The sequence below is a fragment of the Streptomyces sp. NPDC002776 genome, assembly GCF_053592195.1.
In genome coordinates this window covers 825,163-851,631 of the sequence record NZ_JBSFVG010000001.1, presented here as the reverse complement: position 1 = coordinate 851,631, position 26,469 = coordinate 825,163, and the positions used below count along the sequence as shown (strand labels likewise).

The 26,469-nt window shown below is 72.0% G+C and carries 24 protein-coding genes; 14 read left to right on the top strand and 10 right to left on the bottom strand.

The window, feature by feature from the left end; translation table 11 throughout:
• Nucleotides 1–44 precede the first annotated feature (44 nt).
• The 4 genes from ACWD11_RS04020 to ACWD11_RS04005 are packed head-to-tail and all read left to right on the top strand — an operon-like array spanning nt 45 to nt 5,150.
• Nucleotides 45–809 carry a redox-sensing transcriptional repressor Rex gene (locus ACWD11_RS04020; protein ID WP_389415592.1) on the top strand — a complete coding sequence of 255 codons (765 nt, stop codon included), beginning with the start codon at nt 45–47 and terminating at the stop codon, nt 807–809.
• The gene (locus tag ACWD11_RS04015) at nt 806–2,497 is read left to right on the top strand and encodes a glutamyl-tRNA reductase (protein WP_451281099.1); all 1,692 of its coding nucleotides are present in this window, start codon (nt 806–808) and stop codon (nt 2,495–2,497) included. Before ACWD11_RS04020 ends, ACWD11_RS04015 begins: the two co-directional genes overlap by 4 nt.
• Complete coding sequence (gene hemC / locus ACWD11_RS04010; RefSeq protein WP_451281097.1) at nt 2,494–3,453, top strand: hydroxymethylbilane synthase; 960 nt, start codon at nt 2,494–2,496, stop codon at nt 3,451–3,453. Before ACWD11_RS04015 ends, hemC begins: the two co-directional genes overlap by 4 nt.
• Nucleotides 3,450–5,150: a uroporphyrinogen-III synthase gene (locus ACWD11_RS04005; protein ID WP_451281095.1), complete on the top strand. Its 1,701-nt coding sequence runs from the start codon at nt 3,450–3,452 to the stop codon at nt 5,148–5,150. The genes hemC and ACWD11_RS04005 overlap by 4 nt, the downstream gene beginning before the upstream one ends.
• Nucleotides 5,151–5,214: 64 nt before the next feature.
• Here ACWD11_RS04005 and ACWD11_RS04000 read toward each other — a convergent pair whose 3' ends face one another.
• A complete protein-coding gene (locus tag ACWD11_RS04000) occupies nt 5,215–6,594 on the bottom strand; it encodes an FAD-binding oxidoreductase (RefSeq protein ID WP_451281093.1) in 1,380 nt (459 codons plus the stop codon).
• 867 nt (nt 6,595–7,461) lie between these two features.
• On the opposite strand from ACWD11_RS04000, the gene hemB reads away from it, so the two are divergent.
• From hemB to ACWD11_RS03985, 3 genes are all read left to right on the top strand, one after another.
• Nucleotides 7,462–8,463: a porphobilinogen synthase gene (gene hemB, locus ACWD11_RS03995; RefSeq protein WP_389415587.1), complete on the top strand. Its 1,002-nt coding sequence runs from the start codon at nt 7,462–7,464 to the stop codon at nt 8,461–8,463.
• A gap of 110 nt (nt 8,464–8,573) precedes the next feature.
• Entirely contained in the window at nt 8,574–9,785 is a 1,212-nt protein-coding gene (locus ACWD11_RS03990; protein ID WP_389415586.1) for an aminotransferase-like domain-containing protein, read from the top strand.
• Between the two features lie 71 nt (nt 9,786–9,856).
• The gene (locus ACWD11_RS03985; protein WP_451281091.1) at nt 9,857–10,654 is read left to right on the top strand and encodes an arylamine N-acetyltransferase family protein; all 798 of its coding nucleotides are present in this window, start codon (nt 9,857–9,859) and stop codon (nt 10,652–10,654) included.
• On the opposite strand, the gene ACWD11_RS03980 is transcribed toward ACWD11_RS03985, so the two are convergent.
• Entirely contained in the window at nt 10,651–11,394 is a 744-nt protein-coding gene (locus ACWD11_RS03980) for a helix-turn-helix domain-containing protein (RefSeq protein WP_451281089.1), read from the bottom strand. The two genes, ACWD11_RS03985 and ACWD11_RS03980, sit on opposite strands and share 4 nt — an antisense overlap.
• Nucleotides 11,391–12,107, bottom strand: coding sequence for a peptidoglycan-binding protein (locus ACWD11_RS03975; protein WP_389415583.1), 717 nt, complete (start codon nt 12,105–12,107; stop codon nt 11,391–11,393). Before ACWD11_RS03975 ends, ACWD11_RS03980 begins: the two co-directional genes overlap by 4 nt.
• A 229-nt stretch (nt 12,108–12,336) precedes the next feature.
• Between ACWD11_RS03975 and ACWD11_RS03970 the strand changes: the two genes are divergently transcribed.
• Complete coding sequence (locus tag ACWD11_RS03970; protein WP_389415582.1) at nt 12,337–12,774, top strand: peptidoglycan-binding domain-containing protein; 438 nt, start codon at nt 12,337–12,339, stop codon at nt 12,772–12,774.
• Between the two features lie 70 nt (nt 12,775–12,844).
• Here the strand turns inward: ACWD11_RS03970 and argS are convergent, their stop codons facing one another.
• A complete protein-coding gene (gene argS / locus ACWD11_RS03965) occupies nt 12,845–14,602 on the bottom strand; it encodes an arginine--tRNA ligase (protein WP_389415581.1) in 1,758 nt (585 codons plus the stop codon).
• A gap of 127 nt (nt 14,603–14,729) precedes the next feature.
• Here argS and lysS point away from each other — a divergent pair, with 127 nt between their 5' ends.
• Entirely contained in the window at nt 14,730–16,475 is a 1,746-nt protein-coding gene (lysS, locus tag ACWD11_RS03960; RefSeq protein WP_451281087.1) for a lysine--tRNA ligase, read from the top strand.
• A gap of 84 nt (nt 16,476–16,559) precedes the next feature.
• Here lysS and ACWD11_RS03955 read toward each other — a convergent pair whose 3' ends face one another.
• From ACWD11_RS03955 to ACWD11_RS03945, 3 genes are all read right to left on the bottom strand, one after another.
• Nucleotides 16,560–17,795: a DUF2637 domain-containing protein gene (locus ACWD11_RS03955; protein WP_389415579.1), complete on the bottom strand. Its 1,236-nt coding sequence runs from the start codon at nt 17,793–17,795 to the stop codon at nt 16,560–16,562.
• A 78-nt stretch (nt 17,796–17,873) separates the two neighbouring features.
• Complete coding sequence (locus ACWD11_RS03950; RefSeq protein WP_389415578.1) at nt 17,874–18,728, bottom strand: DUF3558 family protein; 855 nt, start codon at nt 18,726–18,728, stop codon at nt 17,874–17,876.
• A 107-nt stretch (nt 18,729–18,835) separates the two neighbouring features.
• On the bottom strand, nt 18,836–19,660 hold the full coding sequence (locus ACWD11_RS03945; RefSeq protein WP_389415577.1) for a DUF3558 domain-containing protein: 825 nt from the start codon (nt 19,658–19,660) through the stop codon (nt 18,836–18,838).
• 170 nt (nt 19,661–19,830) lie between these two features.
• Here ACWD11_RS03945 and ACWD11_RS03940 point away from each other — a divergent pair, with 170 nt between their 5' ends.
• Entirely contained in the window at nt 19,831–21,024 is a 1,194-nt protein-coding gene (locus ACWD11_RS03940; protein ID WP_389415576.1) for an RtcB family protein, read from the top strand.
• A gap of 46 nt (nt 21,025–21,070) precedes the next feature.
• Here the strand turns inward: ACWD11_RS03940 and ACWD11_RS03935 are convergent, their stop codons facing one another.
• Both ACWD11_RS03935 and ACWD11_RS03930 read right to left on the bottom strand, forming a co-directional pair.
• Nucleotides 21,071–22,339: a tyrosine-protein phosphatase gene (locus ACWD11_RS03935; RefSeq protein WP_451281084.1), complete on the bottom strand. Its 1,269-nt coding sequence runs from the start codon at nt 22,337–22,339 to the stop codon at nt 21,071–21,073.
• Between the two features lie 53 nt (nt 22,340–22,392).
• A complete protein-coding gene (locus ACWD11_RS03930; protein ID WP_389415574.1) occupies nt 22,393–23,169 on the bottom strand; it encodes an SDR family NAD(P)-dependent oxidoreductase in 777 nt (258 codons plus the stop codon).
• Between the two features lie 114 nt (nt 23,170–23,283).
• On the opposite strand from ACWD11_RS03930, the gene ACWD11_RS03925 reads away from it, so the two are divergent.
• Nucleotides 23,284–23,712, top strand: a complete 429-nt coding sequence (locus ACWD11_RS03925; protein WP_389415573.1) for an ester cyclase — start codon at nt 23,284–23,286, stop codon at nt 23,710–23,712.
• A gap of 21 nt (nt 23,713–23,733) precedes the next feature.
• Here ACWD11_RS03925 and ACWD11_RS03920 read toward each other — a convergent pair whose 3' ends face one another.
• Nucleotides 23,734–24,069, bottom strand: coding sequence for a YnfA family protein (locus ACWD11_RS03920; RefSeq protein WP_451281152.1), 336 nt, complete (start codon nt 24,067–24,069; stop codon nt 23,734–23,736).
• Between the two features lie 129 nt (nt 24,070–24,198).
• Between ACWD11_RS03920 and ACWD11_RS03915 the strand changes: the two genes are divergently transcribed.
• The 3 genes from ACWD11_RS03915 to ACWD11_RS03905 all read left to right on the top strand — a co-directional run bounded on the left by ACWD11_RS03915 (nt 24,199) and on the right by ACWD11_RS03905 (nt 26,430).
• A complete protein-coding gene (locus ACWD11_RS03915) occupies nt 24,199–24,669 on the top strand; it encodes a hypothetical protein (protein ID WP_389415572.1) in 471 nt (156 codons plus the stop codon).
• Nucleotides 24,670–24,757: 88 nt separating this feature from the next.
• The gene (locus ACWD11_RS03910) at nt 24,758–25,846 is read left to right on the top strand and encodes an LLM class flavin-dependent oxidoreductase (RefSeq protein ID WP_389415571.1); all 1,089 of its coding nucleotides are present in this window, start codon (nt 24,758–24,760) and stop codon (nt 25,844–25,846) included.
• Complete coding sequence (locus ACWD11_RS03905; RefSeq protein ID WP_451281082.1) at nt 25,843–26,430, top strand: FMN reductase; 588 nt, start codon at nt 25,843–25,845, stop codon at nt 26,428–26,430. The genes ACWD11_RS03910 and ACWD11_RS03905 overlap by 4 nt, the downstream gene beginning before the upstream one ends.
• Nucleotides 26,431–26,469 lie beyond the last annotated feature (39 nt).

Sequence of the window (26,469 nt, the reverse complement as noted above, 5' to 3'; positions counted from 1 at the left end):
GGACGCATGACCGCCTACAGCCCCGCTCTACCCGCAGGAGCACCGTGGCAACTGGCCGAACTCACCGACCGGCGACCCGTAGCCGAGGGATTCCCGAGGCCACCGTCGCCCGGCTTCCGCTGTACCTCCGTGCGCTGACCGGACTCTCCGAGCGCTCGGTACCCACGGTTTCCTCCGAGGAACTCGCGGCCGCGGCGGGGGTCAACTCCGCGAAGCTGCGCAAGGACTTCTCGTACCTGGGCTCCTACGGGACGCGTGGCGTGGGTTACGACGTCGAGTATCTCGTGTACCAGATCTCCCGCGAACTGGGGCTGACCCAGGACTGGCCGGTTGTGATCGTCGGTATCGGCAACCTCGGCGCGGCGCTCGCCAACTACGGCGGCTTCGCCTCGCGCGGCTTCCGGGTGGCGGCGCTGATCGACGCCGATCCCGCGATGGCCGGCAAGCCCGTCGCCGGGATCCCGGTGCAGCACACCGACGAGCTCGAGAAGATCATCGACGACAACGGCGTGTCCATCGGTGTCATCGCCACTCCGGCCGGAGCCGCCCAGCAGGTGTGCGAGCGGCTGGTCGCCGCCGGGGTCACCTCCATCCTGAACTTCGCGCCGACCGTGCTGAACGTCCCCGAGGGCGTCGACGTGCGCAAGGTCGACCTCTCCATCGAGCTGCAGATCCTCGCCTTCCACGAGCAGCGCAAGGCCGGCGAGGAAGCCGCGGCGGCCGACGGCGCCGGTCGTGTGCCCGCCGTCCGCGCCGAGTCCGGCGACAAGGGACCCGACGGGGACGTACCCGCCGTGATGCCGGCATGAGCCTTCTCGTCGTAGGACTGAGCCACCGCAGCGCCCCGGTCAGCGTGCTGGAGCGGGCCGCGTTGAACGCGGACGCCCAGGTCAAGCTGATCCAGGACACGGTCGCCGCCGAGCCGGCCACCGAGGCCGCGGTGCTCGCCACCTGCAACCGGATCGAGCTGTACGCCGACGTGGACAAGTTCCACGCCGGTGTCGCCGAGCTGTCCACGCTGCTCGCCCAGCACAGCGGGGTGGGGCTGGACGAGCTCACGCCCTATCTCTACGTGCACTACGAGGACCGGGCTGTCCACCACCTGTTCTCGGTGGCCTGCGGGCTGGACTCCATGGTCGTCGGCGAGGGGCAGATCCTCGGGCAGATCAAGGACTCGCTGGCCCGGGCGCAGGACCTGCACACCGCGGGGCGCCTGCTCAACGACCTGTTCCAGCAGGCCCTGCGGGTCGGCAAGCGCGCGCACTCCGAGACCGGCATCGACCGCGCCGGGCAGTCCCTGGTCACCTTCGGGCTGGAGCAGCTCTCCGGCGGTACGGCCGTGCAGGACTGGGCGCGCGGGAAGAAGGCGCTGGTCATCGGCGCCGGGTCGATGTCCTCGCTGGCCGCGGCGACGCTGGCGCGGGCCGGGGTCGCCGAGATCGTGATCGCGAACCGTACGGCCGACCGGGCCGAGCGGCTCGTCGAGATCCTGAACGAGGGCGCGGCGGGGCCGGCGCGTGCGGTGCCGATGGACGCGGTGCCCGATGAACTGACACGTGCCGATGTCGCGGTGTCCTGCACCGGGGCGACGGGCATCGTGCTGGCCGCGGAGACCATCGCCGGAGCGCTGACGGGCCGGGTGCCCTTCGCGCAGCCCGGCCCCGATCAGGCTCCGGTCTCCGCCCCGGCGGTACGGCAGCCCGCGGGCTCCGCGTCCGTCGCGGGTCCCGCCGCCGAGGAGAACTGCCCGCTCGACCTGCCCGCCGTCCGGGCCACCGCCGGCTTCTCCGTGCTCGGGGAGGCCGCCGTGGCCGGGATGGGGGCCGCCGAGCTGGAGCAGCACGCCGCCTGGGTGGACAACGCCCCGCGCCCGCAGACCACCCCCGACGAGGCCGAGGCCATCGCCGCGCTCGCGGCCGCCGCGGCCACCGCCGGACGGATCCCCGAGCGTCGCAGGCCCGAGTCGGTGGCCGAGTCCGCGCGGCCCGAACCCGTGCTGTACCTGCTCGACCTCGCGATGCCGCGGGACATCGACGCGGCCGTGCACCGGCTGGCCGGGGTGCGGCTGGTGGACATCGAGTCGCTCGCCGACGCCTCGGCGGACGCTCCGATGGCGGCCGACGTCGACCAGGTGCGCCGTATCGTCTCCGACGAGGTCGCCGCCTTCGGGGCGGCGCTGCGGGCCGCGCACATCACGCCGACCGTGGTCGCGCTGCGCACCATGGCCGCGGATGTCGTCGCCGGGGAGATCGCCCGGCTCGAGGGGCGGCTGCCGGGTCTCGACGACAAGCACCGCAGCGAGATCACCCAGACCGTGAAGCGCGTCGTGGACAAGCTCCTGCACGCGCCGACCGTACGGGTCAAGCAGCTCGCGGCCGAACCCGGCGGCGCCGGGTACGCGGACGCACTGCGGACCCTGTTCGACCTCGACCCCGAGACGGTGGCCGCCGTCTCCCGGGCCGAGGACAGCACCGAGAAGGACCGAGGGCCGGCATGAAAGACAAGGCACTGAGGCTCGGGACCCGGCGCAGCAAGCTCGCCATGGCCCAGTCCGGGCAGGTGGCGGACGCCGTGCGCCGGGTGACGGGAAGGCCCGTTGAGCTCGTCGAGATCACCACGTACGGCGATGTGTCGCGGGAGAACCTCGCGCAGATCGGCGGCACGGGGGTGTTCGTCACCGCGCTGCGGGACGCGCTGCTGCGCGGCGAGGTCGACTTCGCGGTGCACTCCCTCAAGGACCTGCCCACCGGGCAGCCCGAGGACCTGGCGCTGGCCGCGATCCCGGAGCGCGAGGACCCGCGGGACGTGATCGTCGCCCGGGACGCGCTGAAGTTCACCGACCTGCCGCGCGGGGCGCGCATCGGTACGGGTTCGCCGCGCCGCATGGCGCAGCTGAACGGGTACGCGCGCAGCCACGGGCTGGACATCGAGACGGTGCCGATCCGCGGCAACGTCGACACGCGGATCGGGTTCGTGCGGGACGGCGCGCTGGATGCCGTCGTGCTCGCCGCCGCCGGACTGAACCGCATCGGACGCATCGACGAGGTGACCGACTTCCTCTCGGTCGACACGGTTTTGCCCGCCCCCGGCCAGGGGGCCCTGGCGATCGAGTGCTCCGCGGACAACGCGGACCTGATCGCCGCGCTCGGCGAGCTCGACGACCCGTTCACGCGGGTCGCCGTGACGGCCGAACGGTCCCTGCTCGCCGCCCTGGAGGCCGGCTGCTCCGCCCCTGTGGGCGCGCTGGCCGACCTGCTGGGCGACGGGCAGATTGTCAAGGAGATGCGCCTGCGGGGCGTCGTCGGCACGACCGACGGCTCTCGTACGGTGCAGCTGTCCACCACCGGTCCCGTGCCCGAGACGCACGACCATGCGCTGGCACTCGGTCGCGAACTCGCGGCCGACATGCTTGCCCAGGGCGCGGCCGGTCTGATGGGGGAGCGAGCACAGTGAGCCCCACCGCCCTTTCCGCCGGCCTGGAACACGGTCACGTCACCTTCCTCGGTGCCGGACCCGGGGATCCGGGGCTGCTGACTCTGCGCGCCGTCGAGGCGCTGGCGAACGCGGACGTCCTCGTCGCCGAGCACGACGTGCTCGACGTCGTCCGGGTGCACGCCAGGCCGGGCGTGTCCGTCGTGAACACGGATCCCTCTTCGGACCCTGTTCCGGGCACAGGCACGCCTCAGCTCGCGGTCGTTGACGGTACGTCAACAACCGCTGGTGCACCCGCTGTGCGGGATGCCGCACATCTTGTCATGGAGGCCGCGCGGGGCGGCAGGCGGGTCGTGCGTGCGGTGTCCGGGGACCCCGGGCTCGACGCCTACGCCGCCGAGGAGATGCTGGCGTGCGCCGCGGCGGGGGTGCCCTTCGAGGTCGTCCCGGGTGTCGCGGCCGCGGTCGGTGTGCCCGCGTACGCCGGTGTGCCGCTGCGTGACGCGCAGGGCGCGGACGTGCGGTTCGTGGACGCGCGCACGGCGTCCGACCGGTGCTGGACGGAGGTGGGTGCCTCCGACGGCACGGTGGTCGTCTCGACGACCCTCGACTCCGTCGCCGCGGCCGCCGGTGAGCTGGTGGCGGCCGGGCGCAAGCCCGATACGCCGATGACGGTCACGGTCGCCGGCACGACCACGCGTCAGCGGACCTGGACCGCCACGCTCGGCACCATCGCGCAGACGCTGAAGCAGGCCAAGGTGCTGCCCTCGCCGGAGGGCGGGCGGCAGGTCATAGCCGTGGTCGGTGAGCGTTCCGCAGCCGCCCAGCGCGAGCAGCTGTCGTGGTTCGAGTCCAAGCCGCTCTTCGGCTGGCGAGTGCTCGTGCCGCGCACCAAGGAGCAGGCGGCCTCGCTCTCCGACCAGCTTCGGTCCTACGGGGCCGTGCCGCACGAGGTGCCGACCATCGCCGTCGAGCCGCCGCGCACGCCCCAGCAGATGGAGCGCGCGGTCAAGGGGCTGGTGACCGGGCGGTACGAGTGGATCGCCTTCACCTCGGTGAACGCGGTCAAGGCCGTGCGGGAGAAGTTCGAGGAGTACGGGCTCGACGCGCGGGCCTTCGCCGGGATCAAGGTCGCGGCGGTGGGGGAGCAGACGGCCAAGGCGCTGATCGCCTTCGGGGTGAAGCCGGATCTGGTGCCGTCCGGGGAGCAGTCGGCCGCGGGCCTGCTGGAGGACTGGCCGCCATACGACCCGGTCTTCGACCCGATCGACCGGGTGTTCCTGCCGCGGGCCGACATCGCCACCGAGACGCTGGTCGCCGGGCTGATCGAGCTGGGCTGGGAGGTGGACGACGTCACGGCCTACCGGACCGTGCGGGCGTCGCCGCCGCCGGCGGAGACCCGGGAGGCGATCAAGGGGGGTGGCTTCGACGCCGTTCTCTTCACGTCGTCCTCCACGGTGCGGAACCTGGTCGGGATCGCCGGCAAGCCGCACAACGTGACCGTGATCGCCTGCATCGGTCCCGCCACGGCGAAGACCGCCGAGGAGCACGGGCTGCGGGTGGACGTGATGGCTCCGGAGCCGTCCGTGCACAAGCTGGCCGAGGCGCTGGCGGACTTCGGCGCGCAGCGCCGGGCCGCGGCCCTGGAGGCGGGGGACGCGGTGACCCGGCCGAGCGAGCGGCGGCCGGGGGCGCGGCGGAGGCGTACGACGACCTGAACGTGACGGTCGGCTGGGGCGGCACCGGATCGGTGCCGCCCCAGTGGCATGTCCGGCTGCCGTGCTACGTGACGGTGTGGCCGTAGCGCAGCAGGTTGTCCGGGTCGTACGTCTTCTTGGCCTCGCGCAGGCGGGTGAGGACCTCCGGGGTCCAGGCGCGGGCCCGGTCCTCGGCGTCGCCCGGGGTGCCGTGGATGTTGACCATGGTGCGGCCGGTGCCGTACGGAGCCATGGTGCGGTGCAGGGAGGCCGTGGCCCGCTCGATCGCTTCCGCCGCCGGCGGGGCGGCCAGGACGCCCACCGCTTCGAGGAGGAAGGTGGCGTCCCGGGCGCAGATCGCGTCCTCGGTGCGTGCCGGGCGGGACAGGGCGCCGCCCATGTGGCGCAGGCCGACCGCCAGCAGGGGGTAGTCGGCTGCCTGCGGGCCCGCCTCGTCGAGGAAGGCGCGGATCGCCTCCGGCGGGAGGTCGCGCAGCAGGCTGCACGATTCCCGGGCGGGGAGCGGGTCCTGGGGTTCCATGTAGATGCGGTCGAGTGCCGCGTACGGCATCTCCTCGACCAGGTCGACGGCTACCGGGGCGGCCTCGCGGATCGGTGCCAGCAGGGCTTCGCCCTCGGCGGGGTCCGCGGGCCAGGCCACCGCGACGCGGGCCCAGGAGCCGCCGCGCAGGGGTTCGGGGATCTGGGGGATCGGGGGCAGGCGCAGCAGCGTGAACGCGCTGCACATGGTCTCCGGGACGTCCTGGGCCCACTGTGCCCAGGCGGTCATGAGGGCTTCGGCGTGCTGGATCTCGCAGTAGATTCCGCCGCCGAGGAGGGTGGGGAGTTCGAGCAGGCCGCAGGTCATGGAGGTGACGACGCCTACGTTTCCCTTGCCGCCCTTCAGGGACCGGAAGAGTTCCGGTTCGTGGGTGGCGTCCGTTTCGTGCAGGGTGCCGTCCGGGGTGACCACCTGGAAGCTGTGGACCAGGTCGGCGGCGAAGCCGTAGGCGCGGCCCAGGACGGGGAGGCCGCCGCCGAGGGTGTAGCCGATGGCTCCCGCGTCGGTGGCGGAGCCGCTGAGGGCGGCGAGGCCGTAGGGGGTGGCGGCGTCCAGGACGTGTCGCCACTTGGCGCCCGCGGAGATCTTCGCGGTGCGGGTTTCCGGGGTGACCGTCACGTCGGTCATGCGGGTGGTGTTGATGAGCAGGCCGTGGTCGATGGGGAAGTTGGCGCCGTGGCCGGTGGCCTGGACGGCGACGGGGGTGTGGGTGGCCGAGGCCCAGCGGAGGGCGGTGACGATGTCGTGGGGGCTGGTGGCTCCTACGACGACGTCCGGGGTGTGGAGGGCGGCGAGGTTGAAGCCGGTGACTTCGTCGCCGTAGCCGGGGTCGCGGGGGCGCAGGACTGGGCCCTGGATCTCCGAGAGGGCGAAGAGGTCGGGGGTGGGGTGGGGGGCGGTCATGTGGTCCTCCGTCGGGGGTGTACGGAGGGACGGCGGCGGTCGGGGGCGGCCGTCGGGGTCCTGGGTGCGCGCGCTTGTTCTTCCAGGATGACTGGTGGGGGTGGGGTGTGCAGGTTGGTGGGGGTGGGGGCGGGTGCGGGTGCGGGGGTTGCGGGGCGCCTTCGTGGGGGCCTTTTTGGGGTGCGGGTTGGTTGGGGCTGGGGTGGGGTGGGTTTCGCTGAGCCCCCGCTGGCGGGATGCCTCCCCCAGAGGGGGAACCCCCAGCCCACCAGTGCCGCCCCAGCGGCGGACGCCCGCAGCTACGCGGGTTGGGGGCGGCTGTCTGCAGCCGCGCGGGTGGGGGACGGTTGTCTGCGGCTGCGCGGGTTGGGCACGACGGCCCGCGGTTGCGCGGGTGGGGCGCTGGTGTCGCGGTGACGTGGGTGGGGCACGACGGCCTGCGGCTGCGTGGGCTGGGGGCGCGGCTGCCCGCGGTTGCGCGGGTCGGGTGTCGGTGCGCAGTGGCGTGGGTGGGGGCGGGTGTCTGTGGTTGCGCCGGTGGGGGCGCTGGTGTCGCGGTGGGGCGGGTGTCTGCGGCTGTGTGGGTGGAGGACACGACTGCCTGCGGCTGCGTGGGTTGGGGGCGGCTGTCTGTGGTGGCGTGGGTGGAGGTCGACGGCCTGCGGCTGTGTGGGTGGAGGACACGACTGCCTGCGGCTGCGTGGGTTGGGGGCGGCTGTCCGTGGCTGCGTGGGTGGAGGACGACGGCTCGCGGCTGCGTGCGTTGGGCACGGCTGCCTGTAGCTGCGTGGGCGGGGTTGTGGTGGGTGGGGGAGGCCGACATTGCGTCGGCATCGGGGGGGTCTGGGCGGGCGTAGCGTAGGTGGTATGACGACGTATGGATCTTTTCCGGGGACTCGGCCCCGGCGGTTGCGGGGTTCCGCTGTCATGCGGCGGATGGTTGCCGAGACCCGGCTGCATCCGGCCGACTTCATCCTTCCGGCCTTCGTGCGGGAAGGGGTCAGTGAGCCTGTGCCGATCGCCGCCATGCCGGGCGTCGTGCAGCACACCCGGGACAGCCTGAAGAAGGCCGCCGCCGAGGCCGTCGCCGCCGGCGTTTCCGGGATCATGCTCTTCGGCGTGCCCGAGGAGAGCAAGAAGGACGCCCTCGGCACCCCCGGGACCGACCCGGACGGCATTTTGCAGGTCGCCCTGCGGGACGTGCGCGCCGAGGTCGGTGACGAGCTGCTCGTGATGTCCGATCTGTGTCTCGACGAGACCACCGACCACGGACACTGCGGGGTGCTCGACGCCCAGGGGCGCGTCGACAATGACGCCACCCTGGAGCGGTACGCCGAGATGGCTCAGGTCCAGGCCGACGCCGGCGCCCATGTCGTCGGGCCCAGCGGGATGATGGACGGGCAGATCGGGGTCGTCCGGGACGCTCTGGACCAGATCGGCCGGGAGGACGTCGCCATCCTCGCGTACACCGCCAAGTACGCGTCCGCCTTCTACGGCCCCTTCCGCGAGGCCGTCGGCTCCTCCCTCCAGGGGGACCGCAAGACCTACCAGCAGGACCCCGCCAACGCCCGGGATTCCCTGCGGGAGTTGGCCCTCGATCTGGAGGAGGGGGCCGACATGGTGATGGTCAAGCCCGCCGGGCCCTATCTCGACATCGTCGCGCGCGTCGCGGACGCCGTGGACGTGCCCGTCGCCGCCTACCAGATCTCCGGCGAGTACTCCATGGTCGAGGCCGCCGCCGAGAAGGGCTGGATCGACCGGGACCGGGCCATCCTGGAGACGCTCACCGGGATCAAGCGGGCCGGAGCGCGGAACATCCTCACCTACTGGGCCACCGAGGCTGCTCAGAAGCTCCAGGAGCGTCAGTAGCCCAGCGCGTCCCGGAGGCCGGGCGTCCGTATCGCGGAAAGCTGCTTGTAGGCACCACCTAGCTCCTTACAGTGCGGGAAGCAGCCGTATCGCCAACGAGGAGCCGCCCCGTGACCGTCGTCGAGCCCGTGCCGTTCCGTTCCGCGCCCGTTCCGCCGCTCGCCTCCCGCGCCCGGTCGGTGGGAGGGTCGCCGGTACGCGACATCCTGGCCGTCACCGCGCGGCCCGAGGTGATCAACTTCGCCGGCGGGCTGCCGGCGCCGGAGCTGTTCGACGTGGCGGGGATCGCGGCGGCCTACGGGGCGGTGCTGGCCGACGTGCCCGCGCGGGCGCTCCAGTACGCCCCCACCGAGGGCGAGCCGGAGCTGCGGGCCGCGCTCGCCGCGCGGACGTCCGCGCGGGGGCTCGCCACCGACGCCGACGACATCCTCGTCACCACCGGCTCGCAGCAGGCGCTGTCCCTGCTCGCCACCGCGCTGCTGGAGCCCGGGGACACCGTGCTGGTCGAAAGCCCCTGCTATCTGGCGGCACTTCAGGCCTTCGCTCTCACCGGGGCGCGGCTCGTGGCGGTGCCGGGCGACGGGGACGGCGTCGACCCGGCCGCGCTGGAGGAACTGGTCGTCCGGGAGCGCCCCAAGCTGCTCTACACCGTCCCCACCTTCCAGAACCCGACCGGCCGCACCCTGCCCGCCGCCCGCCGGGCCGCCGTCGCCGCGGTGGCCGCCCGGCACGGGCTGTGGATCGTCGAGGACGACCCGTACGGCGAACTGCGCTTCGAGGGCGAGCGCGTGCCGTGGATCGCGGCCCACCCGGGCGCCGAGGACCGTACCGTCCTGCTCGGATCCTTCTCCAAGGTCATGGCACCCGGGCTGCGCCTGGGCTGGCTGCGCGCCCCGGCCGGGCTGCGCCGCGCCTGCACGGTCGCCAAGCAGGCCGCCGACCTGCACACCCCGACCGTCAACCAGCTCGCCGCCGCACGCTACTTGGCCGACCGGGACCTCGACGCCCACGTGGCCCGCGTCGCGCGCGTCTACGGCGAGCGGCGCGACGCCATGCTCGCGGGCCTGGCCGACGCCCTCCCGCCCGGCTCGACCTGGAACCGGCCCGAGGGCGGCATGTTCCTGTGGGCCCGGCTGCCCGAGTCGTACGACACGGCCGCCCTGCTGCCGAAGGTGGTGCGCGAGGACGTCGCCTACGTCCCCGGCGCCCCCTTCTACGCCGGCGAGCCCGACCCCTCGACCCTGCGCCTGTGCTACGTGACGGAGACCCCGGAGCAGATCGCGGAAGGGCTGCGGCGGTTGGGCCGAGGGCTGCGGGACTAGGACGGAAGTCCCGGCGCTGTTGCGGCTGAGGTCCGCCGACAGGGGCGGGGGCGGCTGCCTAGGGTGAAGGCATGTCCGACACAGTGGAGTTCGACCTCGACGCGTATCTCGGCCGCATCGGATGGGACGGGGAGCGCAGGGCCGACCTGGCCACGCTGCGGGGGGTGCATCTGGCGCACTCCCGGTCCGTTCCGTTCGAGAACCTGGACGCCGTCAGCGGCAGGGCGCCCTCGCTGGAACTCGGCGACCTCATGGCCAAGTTGATCCACGGGCGCCGCGGCGGCTACTGCTACGAGCACAACACCCTCTTCCGGCACGCCCTGGAGGCCCTCGGCTTCCGGGTGACCACGCTGGCGGCCCGGGTCGTCCTCGGCGCGGACCGGCCCGAGAGCCGGCCCCGCACCCACATGACCCTGCTCGTCCAGGTCCCCGGCGAACCCGAGCCCTACCTCGCCGACGTCGGCTACGGAGCCATCGGCGCGCTGCTGGAGCCGGTGCCGCTGAGGACCGGCGCCGAGTTCCCCGGCGCGGGCCGCCGGCACCGGCTCGTGCACGTCCCGCACCACGGGCCGCTGGAGCTGTGGATGCTGGAGTGGCACGACGGCAAGGACTGGGAGCAGCAGTACGCCTTCACCCTGGACCCCTTCGAGGAGCCCGACTACGAGGTGTTCAACTGGCACGTCGGGACCAACCCGCGCTCCCCGTTCACCCAGAGCCGCTACGTCCAGCGCGTCACCCCCGACCGCCATGTCCTGCTGCACGGCAACCTCCTCACCGAGACCCGCGCCGACGGCACGGTCAGCGCACGCGAGGTCGCGGACGAGGACGTCGAGCGGCTGCTGAAGGAGGAGTTCGGGATCGAGGCCTAGCCGGCGCGGGCGTCCACGCACTCCCGGCGGCCGTCGGCGGGCCAGAAGCAGGCGCGGACGGTGGCTCCGGGGGGCGTCGCGGTCATCGGCGTGTAGACGTAGGCGTCCGCGTCGATGCCGTCCTCGATCCGCCTGCCGCGGGTCGCGCCGCCCGCCTCCACCTCCAGCCGGTCCCCGACCCGCGTGCCCCACATCCGGCCCCAACTCGCCCCGCACGCCGGGTTGTAGCGCACCGCCACCCAGGCTCCGGAGGCCGTGCGGTGCTCGGCGAGGGTGGCGGGGCCCCTGCCGCAGCCCATGTGCATGGGGTCCTGCCCCTCGCAGGCGGCGCCTCGGCAGCGGGGGCCGGTGAGCGTGCCGGCGGGGGCGGCGGACGGTTCGGCGCCGTCGCCCGGCAGCAGGAGCAGGCCCGCCGCGACGACCCCGGCGAGCAGTACGGCGCACCCGGCCACGAGCGGAGCGCGCCGCCGCCGGCCTGCCGCGACGGGCGGCTCCGGTTCCTTCGCCCGGCCGCTCCACTCCGCCTCCGCGATCTCCCACAGCGCCAGATACCGGCCCTCGGGCTCCCGGGCGATCCGGCACAGCTCTTGCACGGCCCGCCGGGGCGGCAGCGTCTTGCCGTTGAGGTACCGCTCCCAGGACGACTTGCTGTACGTCGTCCGGCCCGCCAGCGCCGCCATGCTCAGGCCCGTACGCGACCGCAACTCCCGCAGCTCGGCGGCGAGTCGGGCGCTGGTCATCCGCGCAGGGCCTTCCAGGTGTGCGGCCCGATGATGCCGTCCACGACCAGACCCTCCCGCTCCTGGATCCGCTTGACCGCGCCCTGCGTCAACGGGCCGTAGATCCCGTCGATCTCGCCCGCCGGGAACCCCGCCCGGCGCAGCAGACACTGCGCCTCCGCTACCTCCGGGCCCGCCTGGCCGTACGCCAGGATCGCGTCCCGGGTACGGCTGTTGCCCGCGTACCAGCGGCCGTCCGCGCTCCGCTCGACCCGGCACTCGTAGGTGCGCTTGGACCGGGACGCCGACGCGGGCCTCGGAGGCGCCGCCGCGCGTTCCTCCCCGGAGCCGCCGTCCGTGAACCGCACGACCAGCACGACCGACGTGGCGATCGCCACCACCAGGGCCACCGCACCCGACACGAACACGACCCGCAGGCGCCGCGGTGCCTCCGGTGCCACCCGGCGCGCACCCCACGCCTCCGCGGCGACCTCGTGCAGGGCGAGCAGCCTCGTCGGATCGTCCCCGCCGACGCGGGCCAGCGCCGCCACGGCCTCCCGGGGCGGCAGCGACCGGCCGCCCAGGTACCGCTCCCAGGACTTCGCGCTGTACCCCGTCTTGACGGCCAGTTGCCGCATGCTCAGCCCGCTGTGGTCCTTCAGCCGGCGCAGGCGCACCACCAACTGGCGCACCTGCGGGCTCAATCCGGCGGGCAGCTCTCTCCAACGCGCCATGCCGGCAAGTACGGCCCCCACCGCCCCGCGGTTCCCGCCGCCGTCCGGAACCGGCCACCGCGGCCGTCCCGCGCCGCCGTCTCGGCCGACCGCGTCCTCGCAGGTCAGCGCGCGGGACGTCCCGGGAGGCCGTCACTTGCCCGGTGACCGTGGCGGGCGGTCGGCCCGACCCCGCAGTCTCGATGGCGACGCACCACCGTCCCATCGAAGGGGGAACACCATGGGAGCCATGACGAGGACCCTCGTCAGTCTGACCGCCGCGGCCGGGATCGCCGCGGGGGGCCTGGCCGCCACGGGCACCGCCCACGCGGCCTCCGCACCGGCCGCCCGGCCGGCCGTGAGCGCCGAGGCCGTCGCACCGCTCGCGGTCAACAACCTCGGCCTGAACACCACCCAGGCCAAGAACTGGCAGTGCTGGCTGCGCGACACGGGCTACAACCCGGGCGCGATCGACGGCCAGCTGGGCACCAACAGCTGGAAGGCGGCCCAGCGGAAGTTCAACGACCTGGGCCTGGGCGCCGGTGCCGTCGACGGAGTCGTCGGAACCAACACCGTCAAGGCGCTCCAGCGCTATCTGAACATCTTCGACTACGGCCTCACCGTCGACGGGGTCGCCGGAACGAAGACCAGGGCCGCCTTCGCCGACTTCAACTCCATCGGCTGCTGAGCGCCCCCGCACACGCCGCGGCCCGTCCTCCCAGCGGGGGAGAGGACGGGCCGCGGTCCCGCGTGCGCGGTTACAGCCGTGCGGGCGTCCGGATGCCCAGCAGGGCCATGCCCCGGTGGAGGGTGCGGGCCGTGAGGTCGCACAGCAGCAGACGGTTCTCCGCCACGTCCCTCGGCGGCTCCGGCTTGATCACCGGGCACTTGTCGTAGAACGTCGTGAACAGCGACGCCAGCTGGTACAGGTACGCGGCCAGTTTGTGCGGGGCGTACTCCGCCGCCGCCTCGAAGACCGTGTCGCCGAAGGCGTCCAGGTGCAGGCCGAGAGCCCGCTCGGCCGGGGCGAGTGCGAGCTCCGGGTGCGCGGCAGGCTCGGTCGCGCCCGCCTTGCGCAGGATCGACTGGATCCGGGCGTACGCGTACTGCAGGTACACGCTCGTCTCGCCGTTCAGCGACACCATCTGGTCCAGGTCGAACTTGTAGTCCCGGTTCGGCGACGTCGACAGGTCCGCGTACTTCACGGCGCCGATGCCGACCTGCGCGGCCCGCTCCTGGATCTCGTCCTCGGTGAGGTCCCGCGCCTTCTCCCGTACGACCTCGGCGGCCCGCTGGGTGGCCTCGTCGAGGAGGTCCTCCAGCTTCACCGTCTCGCCCTCACGGGTCTTGAACGGCTTGCCGTCCGCGCCGAGCACCGTGCCGTAGCCCATGTTGTGCGCGGTGACGTGCTCGCCGAGCCAGCCCGCCCGGCGGGCCGTCTCGAAGACCATCTTGAAGTGCAGCGACTGGCGGACGTCCACCACGTACAGGAGCGTCGTCGCCTTCAGGTCGAAGACCCGGTTGCGGATCGCGGACAGGTCGGAGGCCGCGTAGCCGAAGCCGCCGTCCGCCTTCTGCACGATCAGCGGCACCGGCTGGTCGTCCTTGCCGCGGATCTCGTCGAAGAAGACCACGAGCGCGCCCTCGGAGCGCACGGCGACGCCGGACTCCTCCAGCAGCCGGGCCGTCTCCGGCATCAGGTCGTTGTACGCCGACTCGCCGACGATCTCCTCGTCCCGGACCCGCATGTCCAGCTTCTCGAAGACCGAGTAGAAGTAGACCTTCGACTCGTCCACGAACTGCTGCCACAGCTCCAGGGTCTCCCGGTCGCCGGACTGCAGGGCCACGACCCGCTTGCGCGCCCGCTCCTTGAACTCCTCGTCGGAGTCGAAGAGCGCGCGGGAGGCCTTGTACACCCGGTTCAGGTTCGACATGGCCTGCTCGCCGTCGACCTCCGAGGCGGGGGCCAGCACGCCGGGGTGCTCCAGCAGGTACTGGATGAGCATGCCGAACTGGGTGCCCCAGTCGCCGATGTGGTGCCGGCCGATCGTCTTCTCGCCGGTGAAGTCGAGCATGCCGCGCAGGGCGTCGCCGATCACCGCGGACCGCAGGTGGCCGACGTGCATCTCCTTCGCCACGTTCGGCTGGGCGTAGTCGATGACCGTGACGCCGGGGTTCTGCTTCGGCGCCACGCCGAGGCGGTCGGGGTCGGCGTACCGGGCGGCGAGGTTCTCGGTGATCGCCCTGTCGGTGAGCGTGATGTTGAGGAAGCCGGGGCCCGAGACCTCGACGTCCTTGATCACGTCGCCGGTGACGATGCTGCCGACGACCTGCGCCGCCAGCTCCCGCGGGTTCGCCTTGGCCTGCTTGGCCAGTGCGAGGACACCGTTCGCCTGGAAGTCGGCCCGGTCACTGCGTCGCAGCAGGGGGTCCGCGGAGGTCTCCGGCAGGGCGGCGGAGAGGGCGGCGGTGAGCTGCTGTTCGACGGAGTCGCTGAGGGACGTGACCGGAGCCATAGGAGTGGGTGCCGTTCTCCTCGTGGGAATCGATGGGCACGGTCAGTATCCCACGGGGGGTAAAGCCGTTTTTCCGGCCGCACGCAGGTCTGTGACAATGGAGCCTCACCCGTTCAGAAAGAAGGACGTGCCGATCGTGGCTCAGAGCACCGAGACCACCGACTGGGTCTCCCGTTTCGCGGATGAGGTCATCGAGGAGTCGGAGCGTCGGGCCCCGGGCAAACCGGTCGTCGTCGCGTCCGGGCTCTCCCCCTCCGGGCCCATCCACCTGGGCAACCTCCGTGAGGTCATGACCCCCCACCTCGTCGCGGACGAGATCCGGCGCCGTGGCCACCAGGTCAGGCACCTGATCTCCTGGGACGACTACGACCGCTACCGCAAGGTGCCCAAGGGCATCGCCGGGGTCGACGAGGAGGCCTGGACCGAGCACATCGGCAAGCCGCTCACCTCGGTGCCGGCGCCCAAGGGCTCGCCCTACCCGAACTGGGCCGAGCACTTCAAGGCCGCGATGATCGACTCGCTCGCCGAGCTGGGAGTGGAGTTCGACGGGATCAGCCAGACCGCGCAGTACACCTCCGGGGTGTACCGCGAGCAGATCCTGCACGCCATGAAGCACCGCGGCGACATCGACGCGATCCTCGACCAGTACCGCACCAAGAAGTCCCCCGCGAAGAAGCAGCAGCAGAAGCCCGTCGACGAGGCCGAGCTGGAGGCCGCCGAGGGTTCGGGGGCCGCGGCCGAGGACGACGGCTCCTCCGGCTCGGCCGGGTACTTCCCGTACAAGCCGTACTGCGGCAACTGCGAGAAGGACCTCACCACGGTCACCTCCTACGAGGACGAGACCACCGAGCTGTCGTACACCTGCAACGAGTGCGGCTTCGCGGAGACCGTCCGGCTGAGCGAGTTCAACCGCGGCAAGCTGGTGTGGAAGGTCGACTGGCCCATGCGCTGGGCCTACGAAGGTGTCGTCTTCGAGCCGAGCGGTGTCGACCACTCGTCCCCGGGGTCGTCCTTCCAGGTCGGCGGGCAGATCGTCGGGATCTTCGGCGGCCGGCAGCCCATCGGGCCGATGTACGCCTTCGTCGGCATCTCCGGCATGGCGAAGATGTCCTCCTCGCGCGGCGGCGTGCCCACGCCCGCGGACGCCCTCCAGATCATGGAGCCGCAGCTGCTGCGCTGGCTGTACGCCCGCCGCCGCCCCAACCAGTCCTTCAAGATCGCCTTCGACCAGGAGATCCAGCGGCTGTACGACGAGTGGGACAAGCTCGACGCCAAGGTCGCCGACGGCTCCGCCCTCCCGGCGGACGTCGCCGCGCACGCCCGTGCGGTGCGCACGGCCGCCGGGGAGCTGCCCCGGACGGCCCGGCCGATGCCGTACCGGACCCTCGCGTCCGTCGCCGACATCACCGCCGGGCACGCGGACCAGGCGCTGCGGATCCTGTCCGAGCTGGACCCGGCGAACCCGCTCGGCTCGCTGGACGAGGCCCGGCCGCGGTACGACAAGGCCGAGGCGTGGATCAACACGCATGTGCCCGCCGACCAGCGGACCATCGTGCGGTCCGAGCCCGACGCCGAGCTGCTGAAGTCGCTGGACGAGGCGTCCCGGCAGTCGCTGCGGCTGCTGCTCGACGGGCTGGCCTCGCACTGGTCGCTGGACGGGCTGACCCACCTCGTCTACGGCGTGCCCAAGGTGCAGGCCGGCTTCTCGGCCGACGCCACGCCCAAGGAGCTGCCGCCGGAGATCAAGACGGCTCAGCGGACGTTCTTCGCGCTGCTGTACCACCTGCTCGTCGGGCGGGACACCGGGCCCCGGCTGCCCACGCTGCTGCTGGCGGTGGGGCAGGAGCGGGTGCGGGCCCTGCTCGGGGAGTAGGCGGTACGTAGGCGGTACGTACGGAAAGGGGGCCCTCGGCTTGGTCGAGGGCCCCCTTTCGTGTGCCTGCTGTTTCTGTGCCTGTCAGGCGATGTGCTCGTCCGCCAGTTCCGCGTTGAGGCGGTTCGAGAAACGGTTCACCATGCGCTTGGCCTCGGCCTCGGGGAGCGTGACCCCGTAGGTCGCCTCCACGTCGGCCATGAAGCCGCGGGGCGTGGGGGCTCCGTTGCCGCTCTTTATCGACTCGCGGAAGACCTGGTAGTAGGCGTCCTCGTCCGGTTCGGCGGGGAGGGTGCCGCCGCCCTCGCCGAGTTCACGGGTGCGGCCGGGGGCGACGGGGATGGGGAAGCTGCCGGTTTCCTCCATGGAGGGCTCCGGGGTGGGGGGTTCCTCCTGGTGCCACTGGTCGAAGCCCGGGTCGTACGTGGGGTCGTAGCCGCCGTGGTACTCGATCTCTTCCGGGTGCCTGGCGTGCAGCCAGGGGCTCTCTTCCGGCTCGGGTTCGTGGTCGAGGTACTCGGGGTGCGGATCGCGGGGCAGTTCGGGGCGCTGCTCGCGGGCGGGCACCGCCGCGTCGGCGCGGCCGGCCGTGACCGGCTCGGGCCGGGGCGCCGGAGGGAGCAGGGCCGGTTCGATTCCCGCCGCCGCCAGGCCCGCCGGGGCCGTTTCCGCCAGGGGGACGCCGTAGCGGGCCAGGCGCAGGGGCATCAGGCTTTCCACCGGGGCCTTGCGGCGCCAGGACCGGCCGTAACGGGAGCGGAGGCGGGCCTGGTAGACCAGGCGCTCCTGCTCCAGCTTGATGACCTGCTCGTACGAGCGGAGCTCCCAGAGCTTCATGCGGCGCCACAGCAGGAACGTCGGGACCGGGCTCAGCAGCCAGCGGGTCAGCCGGACGCCCTCCATGTGCTTGTCGGCCGTGATGTCCGCGATCCGGCCGATCGCGTGCCGGGCCGCCTCCACCGAGACCACGAACAGGATCGGGATCACCCCGTGCATGCCGACGCCCAGCGGGTCCGGCCAGGCCGCCGCGCCGTTGAAGGCGATCGTCGCCGCCGTCAGCAGCCAGGCCGTCTGGCGCAGCAGCGGGAACGGGATGCGGATCCACGTCAGGAGCAGGTCCAGCGCCAGCAGGACGCAGATGCCCGCGTCGATGCCGATCGGGAAGACGTACGAGAAGTTCCCGAACCCCTTCTGCAGGGCCAGCTCGCGGACGGCGGCGTACGACCCCGCGAAGCCGATGCCGGCGATGATCACGGCGCCGAACACGACCACGCCGATGAGAACGCGGTGCATCCGGGTCAGCTGTATTGGCGCGGCCACCCGTACTCCCCTCCCTTACCTGGTGTTGCGCGCAACAGGGTGGCACATGTGTGCGGTGCACGTGGTGCCGGAGGGGGGTCAGCTCTTCTTCGTCGCCGTGGCGGAGGGCTTCTTCGAGGGCGACTTCGAGGCCGAGCCGGAAGCCGACTTGGCCGGGTTCGCGCTCGCCGAGCCGCCGCCCGCGCCGTTCGCCTCCGTCACCGCGGCCACCGCCTCCTTGGCGGCCTTCTTCGCCAGCTTGGTGAGGGTGTCCGCGCTCGGGGTCTGCTCACCGGCGAGACCGGCGCCGTTGTAGTCGAGGGTGACGACGACGTTCTCGACGCGGGCCACGACCGACTGCTGCTTGAAGAGCCCTTCCTTCTTCTTCAGGTCGTAGCGCACGGCCGTCGCCTCGTCGCCCGTGCCGGTGACCGGCTCGGACTTGACGTTCTTCGCGCCGTCCACCGCCTGGACGTCCTCGACCTGCTTCGCGTAGTACTCCTGCGCCAGCTTGTCGCCCTCGCCGCGGGTGACGTCGGAGTCGAAGCGCAGCAGCGAGACGTTCAGCCAGCGGAACTGCGAGCCGTCCACGCCGTTGTTGTCCAGGCTGTTCCAGGAGCAACTGGCGCGCGCCGCCGTGTCGTTGGACGCGCCCTCCTTGCCCGACTTGCTCGCCTTCGGCACGAGATCGCTCAGGGTGCCCTTCGACAGCACGTCGCAGGCCTCGGGCAGCTTGCCGTACGCGGCGGCCTGCACCGTGGGCGACGGGCTCGCCGAGGCCGAGGCGCTCGCGGAGCTCTTGCTCGCGTCGTCCGTGCCGGAGTCCGAGGAGCAGCCCGCGGCGATCAGCATCACGGGGACGGCGGCCGCACCGACAACAGCGCGGGAAAGGCGCCTGGCTCGCTGGGGGCTCGGGTCACGCTGGACTGCTCGCTGCATGGTTCCTTCACTCATGAGACTCGTGGTTCCTGCCGTCGGATCGGGTCCGAGGGGCCACGGTACGCGGTGAGCACGGCGGGCGTTTCGGTTTCGCCGTCTTCGCGAACGGCCGCGAACGGACCTCAGCCGGCCAGCGCGTCCGCCAGCTCGGCCGCCAGATTCCGCGCCCTGTCCTGCATTTCCTTGCTGTCCGGGACGGTGCCGACGGTGGCCGGCTGCTCCTCGTACTGGATGGTCACGATGACGTTGGACGTGCGGAACGCCACAGTCACCGTGCGCTGCTGGACCGTCGAACCGGCGCTGCTCAACACGTCGTCCAGGAACGCCTCGTCGCCCACGTCGTCCAGGACGCGGGGCTGGAGGTCGGTGGGGGTGGCGGACGGCGAGGAGGAGGGGGAGGAAGAGGCGGGGTCCGGTTCCGAGGGGGTCGCCGAGGCGGACGCGGAGCCGCTCGGGGTGATGGTGGGGGCCACGGAGTCGGACTCGGTGACGGTCGGCACCGGGAGGTCGGCCGCCGTGCGCCGGCCGGCGAAGAGCTGCTCGGCCTGGGTGTCGTCGCTGACGCTGTTGTCGTAGGACACCACCCGCTCGAAGTCGATGAAGAGGTGGTCGGTGGCGTCGGCGGACTCCACCTTCCAGCGGCAGCCGACCTTGCGGTCGGTGTCGTAGGTGAGGGTGGCGGTGCCCTCGTAGGCCTTCTCGCGCTGGTTCGGGTCGGCGATCTGCGGGATGCCGGGCAGCAGGACGTCGAGGGTGTCGGCGCTGACCGCGCCGCAGGGTTCGGGCAGCGTGCGGTAGCGGCCGGGCTCGGCCGCCGTCGTCGCCGTACCGGAGTCGTCCGCGTTGGAGCCGTCCGTCGTGCCGGTGTCCGCGGAGCCGCCGGTGCAGCCGGCCAGCAGGGCCGCGAGGAGCGCGACGGCGCCGGATACGTACGCCTTCCGCTGCACGGTCGGCTCCTCTCGCTGCGGGTTAATCGTTTGCGGGGTGGGGGCGGCCCCTGCAGACAATGTGTATCGCACGCACTGCCGTGAACGCCGGTCCGTTGTCCCTTACGTTGACCTTGGCGCCGGTTTTGCGATTTAAGACTTGTGTTGCTTATCGGGGGAATGAGGACGATATGTCGTACGTGGAAATGCCCGGCGCGAAGGTTCCGATCCGGATGTGGACGGATCCGGCGACGGTGGAGGACGTGGCCCTCCAGCAGCTGCGGAACGTGGCGACCCTGCCGTGGATCAAAGGTCTGGCGGTCATGCCGGACGTTCACTACGGCAAGGGCGCGACGGTCGGCTCGGTGATCGCGATGCAGGGTGCGGTGTGCCCGGCGGCGGTCGGCGTCGACATCGGCTGCGGTATGTCGGCGGTCCGGACGTCCCTCACGGTGAACGATCTGCCGGGGGATCTGTCGAGGCTGCGGTCGAAGATCGAGCAGGCGATCCCGGTGGGCCGGGGGATGCACGACGACGCCGTCGACCCGACCCGGATGCACGCCTTCGGCACGGCCGGGTGGGACGACTTCTGGGGCCGCTTCGACGGAATCGCGGACGCGGTGAAGTTCCGGCAGGAGCGGGCCACCAAGCAGATGGGGACGCTGGGCAGCGGCAACCACTTCGTTGAAGTTTGTACGGACACCGAGGGTGCCGTCTGGCTCATGCTGCACTCCGGTTCGCGGAATATCGGCAAGGAACTGGCCGACTTCCACATCGGTGTGGCCCAGAAGCTGCCGCACAACCAGGGTCTGGTCGACCGCGACCTCGCCGTCTTCATCGCGGACACCCCGCAGATGGCGGCGTACCGCAACGACCTGTTCTGGGCGCAGGAGTACGCGAAGTACAACCGCTCGATCATGATGGCGCTCCTGAAGGACGTGGTCCGCAAGGAGTTCAAGAAGGCGCGGCCCACCTTCGAGCCGGAGATCAGCGCGCACCACAACTACGTGGCCGAGGAGCGCTACGACGGGATGGACCTGTTGGTCACCCGCAAGGGCGCGATCCGTGCGGGCTCCGGCGAGTACGGGATCATCCCGGGCTCGATGGGCACCGGTTCGTACATCGTGAAGGGCCTCGGCAACCCGCTGTCCTTCAACTCGGCCTCGCACGGCGCGGGCCGGCGCATGAGCCGTACCGCCGCCAAGCGCCGCTTCTCGACGAAGGACCTGGAGGAGCAGACGCGGGGCGTGGAGTGCCGCAAGGACTCCGGGGTCGTCGATGAGATCCCGGGTGCCTACAAGCCGATCGAGCAGGTCATCGATCAGCAGCGGGACCTCGTCGAGGTCGTGGCGAAGCTGAAGCAGGTCGTCTGCGTCAAGGGCTGACCGACCGCGGGGGCCCGGGCCGTTCTGGCTCGGGCCCTTTCGCGCGTCAGGCCAGCTTCTTCTCCAGCAGCAGCGTCACCGGGTACGGGCCTCTCAGGTCGCCCTGTTTCGTGGGGTGTTCGCCGACCACCTGGTAGCCCGCGGACTCGTAGTACGTGCGCAGGCGGGGGTTGGCGGTGGGGCAGGTCAGGCGGGCGTAGGGGCGGCCGGTTGTGGTGATGCGGGATTCCGCCTCGGCCAGCAGGGCTCGGCCCGTGCCCGGTGGGGCGGTGTGGGCAGTGGTCATCAGGCGGTGGATGTAACCGGCGTCGTCCGGGCGGGGGCCCCAGGCCTCGGGGTCGGTCCAGCACAGTTCCCAGGCGCCGGCCAGCCGGCCGCCCGCGTGGGCGAGCCAGACCTCGCCGTCCCGCATGCGGTCGAGGAAATGGGCCTCGTCCTTCTCGCCGGGCTTCCACTGGTCGATGCCGCGGGCCAGTTGCCACAGGGCCGCGGAGTCGTGGAGGCGGGCGAGGGTGCCGGTGTCGGTCTCCACCGCCTTGCGGTAGGTCAACTGTGGCCAGGTGACGGGGGGTTGTTCCAGGAGTGCGGTGCGCAGGGTGTGCGTGAGGGCCTGCGCGTCCAGGGACAGGGCCTTGGTGACGTAGTCCTCGAGCGAGCCGTAATGGGTGGTGAGGGAGGCCAGGAACAGGCGCATCACCGACTCGGGGGCGCGGCCGTAGCCCAGCCAGGTCGGTGTCCGGCCGTCGTTCCGCGCCCGCCACTCGGCGAGGAGCGCCGGGGCCGCCAGCTCCGTGAGGCTGAAGTCCTCGATGACGGTGTGGTCGTCGACGCCGAGCAGTCCCAGGACCAGGGCTGCCAGCAGTCCTGTACGGTCCTTGCCGGAGGCGCAGTGGAAGACCAGGGGCTGGTCCGCCTCGGCCGCATCGGCCACCAGTTCCAGGGCCCGGCGGATCTCCTCCGTGCCGTCCTGCGCCACCTCCAGGTAGCGCTCCGCCAGATACGGGCCCGGATCCACGTCGGCGGCGAGCGCGGGCTGGTCGTAGGGGCGGTGCTCGATGCTGAGGTTGTGGTAGGCGAGGCCGTCGTGGTGCGGGACGCGGCCGCGGCTCTCGATCTCCCAGGGATGGCGCAGGTCGATCACCGTGCGGATGCCCAGGGAGCGGAAGCGGGACCAGTCCGGGGTGGCTTCGGCCAGCTTGCTCAGGGAGTCCGCGCGGTAGAGGCGGGACGGGCGGACGCGGCGGCCGTCCGCGGCCGGATAGCCGCCCAGATCGCGGAAGTTGTGCAGGGCGTCGAAGCGTATGTGTCTGTCCACACGATCGTTCTACTGCCCGTTGTGTTGCGAAGCCCCCGGAAACGGAAAGGTCGTCACAGGTCGCGGTGCACCTTGGTGTTGGACGCCTGGGCGCGCGGGCGGACCACCAGCAGATCGATGTTGACGTGGCTGGGGCGGGTCACCGCCCAGGTGATGGTGTCGGCCACGTCGTCCGCGGACAGCGGCTCGGCCACGCCCTGGTAGACCTTGGCCGCCTTCTCCTCGTCGCCGCCGAAGCGGGTGAGCGCGAACTCGTCGGTCTTCACCATGCCGGGCGCGATCTCGATGACGCGGACCGGGCGGCCGACGATCTCCAGGCGGAGGGTCTCCGCCAGGACGTGGGCGCCGTGCTTGGCGGCGACGTACCCGCCGCCGCCCTCGTAGGTGCTGTGGCCCGCGGTGGAGGAGACGACGACCACCGTGCCGTCGCCGCTCGCCTCCAGCTTCGGGAGCAGGGCCTGGGTGAGGTTGAGGGTGCCGATGACGTTCGTCTCGTACATCGTGCGCCAGTCGGCCGGGTCGCCGGTGGCCACCGGGTCGGCGCCGAGGGCTCCGCCGGCGTTGTTCACCAGGACGCCGATGGTCCGGAAGGCGGTGGCGAACTCGTCGACCGCGGCGCGGTCGGTGACGTCCAGCTGGTAGGCCGCCGCCGAGTGGCCGGCCGCGCTGATCTCCTCGGCCAGCGCCTCGATGCGGTCCTTGCGGCGGGCGGTGAGGACGACCCGGTATCCGGCCGCCGCGAGCCGCCGTGCGGTGGCGGCGCCGATTCCGCTGCTCGCACCGGTGACGACGGCGATGCGGGAGGCGGCGGAGGGTGCGGCGGTGGCCATGGGGCTGCTCCTCGGGGCGGACCGGTGGAAGGTCTCGGGTCGGCGGACTGTCCGGCCAGGATAGGCGGGCGGTGGGACAATGAAACGGGTGATCCCCACTGTGGGAGGTGGACCATGGGACAGGCACGTGAGGTCATGGACCGGCTCACGGAAGCGATCACGTCGGCGGACCAGAAGACCATCGGCGAGCTCTACGCGCAGGACGCCGTCGCGATCACGCCGGACGGCGGTGAGCTGCACGGCCGGGAGGACATCGCCGCGTACTGGCGGCAGATGACGGAGGCGATGCCGGAGGCCAGGTTCGAGTCGGTGCACTCGTACGAGGTCGGTGACACGGCCATCGACGAGGGCATCTACACCGGCCGGAACACGGGGCCGATCCAGCTCCCCACCGGGGAGACGCTGCCCCCGACGCAGAAGGAGATCAGGATCCGGGGGGTGGACTTCGCCACCGTCGACGACACCGGACACATCGTCGACTACCGGCTCTACTTCGACGAGATGGAGTTCCTCGACCAGCTCGGCCTGCTGCCGCCCGGCTGATCCCCGGGCTGATCCCCCGGCTCAGCCGCCTCGCGGGGCGTACATGATCACGGCCATCCCCGCGAGGCAGATCAGCGCGCCCGTCACGTCCCACCGGTCGGGCCGGTAGCCGTCCGCGACCATGCCCCAGGCGAGGGAGCCGGCCACGAAGACCCCGCCGTACGCGGCGAGGATGCGCCCGAAGTCCGCGTCGGGCTGGAGGGTGGCCACGAAACCGTAGGCGCCGAGCGCGACGACGCCCGCGCCGATCCACAGCAGCCCGCGGTGCTCGCGTACCCCCTGCCAGACCAGCCAGGCGCCGCCGATCTCGAACAGGGCGGCGACGGCGAAGAGGGCTGCGGAGCGGGCGACGAGCATGCGCAGCAGCTTCGCATACGGCCGTCCGCGGGCCGTCACCTGATGGAGGGCGCCTGCGGCCCGCTCCGCGTGGGATACATCCGTACGACGAGATGACCGGCGGTGTGCGATCGCGGAGGAGTGGGCGGTATGCGGAGTGTGCGGGTGCTCGGGACCGGGGTAGCGGCGGTGCTGCTGGCGGCGGGCGGGGCGGCCGATGCCGGCGCCGCCGAAGGGCGGGAGGCGGATCTCGCCTATCACGGGGCCGCGTCCCTGGCCTTTGGTCAGGTCGACCTGCGGTTCACCCCGCGCAATCACGGACCGGCGGCGGTACCGGACGCGACGGTACGGCTGCGTTGGTCCGAGCCGCTAGCCGACCGGCAGGAACTGCCCGACGGGTGCGCCCGGTCCGGGGCGCGGGCGGTGCTGTGCCGGGTGGGGGCGCTGGCGGCGGACGAGGCGGGGGAGCGGATCGGGCTGCGCGTCCAGCTCCACAAGGCCGCTTCCGAGGTGCGGCTGGAGATCGACACGGTGTGGAGCGGCGGGGCGGTGGACCGGAACCCGGACAACGACCGGCAGCGGGTGCTGATCCTGGACACCGGGGACGCGTACTACTTCTGAGGGGGCTGCCGGGCGGTGGGAATAGCGGGACCGGGGGTGCCGTTCCCAGGTATAGTTGAACAGTCAACAATCTGGAGGGTGAGCGGCCATGCAGTTCGGGATCTTCAGCGTCGGCGATGTCACACCGGACCCCACCACGGGCCGGACGCCGACCGAGCGGGAGCGCATCAAGGCCATGGTCGCCATCGCGCTGAAGGCCGAGGAGGTCGGTCTGGACGTCTTCGCGACCGGTGAGCACCACAACCCGCCGTTCGTGCCGTCCTCGCCGACCACGATGCTCGGCTACATCGCGGCCCGGACGGAACGGCTGGTCCTGTCCACCTCGACCACGCTGATCACCACCAACGACCCGGTGAAGATCGCCGAGGACTTCGCGATGCTCCAGCACCTGGCCGACGGCCGGGTCGACCTGATGATGGGCCGCGGCAACACCGGCCCGGTCTACCCCTGGTTCGGCAAGGACATCCGCGAGGGCATCAACCTCGCCATCGAGAACTACCACCTGCTCCACCGGCTGTGGCGCGAGGACGTGGTGAACTGGGACGGCAAGTTCCGCACGCCCCTGCAGGGCTTCACCTCCACGCCCCGGCCGCTGGACGGCGTACCGCCGTTCGTCTGGCACGGTTCCATCCGCTCGCCGGAGATCGCCGAGCAGGCCGCCTTCTACGGCGACGGCTTCTTCCACAACAACATCTTCTGGCCGGCCGACCACACCAAGCGGATGGTCGAGCTGTACCGGACCCGCTACGCCCACTACGGGCACGGCACCGCCGAGCAGGCGATCGTCGGACTCGGTGGGCAGGTGTTCATGCGGAAGAACTCCCAGGACGCGGTGCGCGAGTTCCGCCCGTACTTCGACAACGCGCCCGTCTACGGCCACGGGCCCTCGCTGGAGGACTTCACCGAGCAGACCCCGCTGACCGTCGGCTCGCCGCAGCAGGTGATCGAGAAGACCCTGTCCTTCCGCGAGTACGCCGGTGACTACCAGCGCCAGCTGTTCCTGATGGACCACGCCGGGCTGCCCCTGAAGACCGTGCTGGAGCAGCTCGACCTGCTCGGCGAGGAGGTCGTGCCGGTGCTGCGCGAGGAGTTCGCGAAGAACCGCCCGGCCGGTGTCCCGGAGGCTCCCACCCACGCTTCCCTCATCAAGAAGGCCCAGGAGGTGACCGTCGCATGAAGCTCGTCGTCGTCTCGGCGGGGCTGAGCGTCCCGTCCTCCACCCGGCTGCTCGGCGACCGTCTCGCCGCCGCGGTCGCCGGGCGGACCGGGGCCGAGGTCGAGGTCGTGGAGCTGCGCGACCTCGCGGTGGAGATCGCGCACAACTTCACAGGCGGCTTCCCTGGCCGGAAGCTGGCCGCCGCGCAAGACACGGTTACCCGGGCCGACGGGCTGATCGTCGTCACCCCGGTGTTCTCGGCCTCGTACAGCGGACTGTTCAAGTCGTTCTTCGACGTCCTGGAGCAGGACGCGCTGGCCGGGAAGCCGGTGCTGGTCGCCGCGACCGGCGGCACCGCCCGGCACTCGCTCGTCCTGGAACACGCCCTGCGCCCGCTCTTCGCCTACCTCAAGGCCGTGATCGTCCCGACCGGCGTCTACGCGGCCTCGGAGGACTGGGGAGCGGAGGGCCTGGACGGCCGCGTCGAGCGGGCCGCGGGTGAGCTGGCCGCGCTGATGAGCGGGCTGAGCACGACGAAAGCCGCCGGGGCGGAGCGTCTGGTGCCCTTCGCGGAACAGCTCGCCGCGCTGCGTCCCACGGGGTGAGAGGCCGGTAAGAGGCACCCCGGGTGAGCTGCTCGCCAC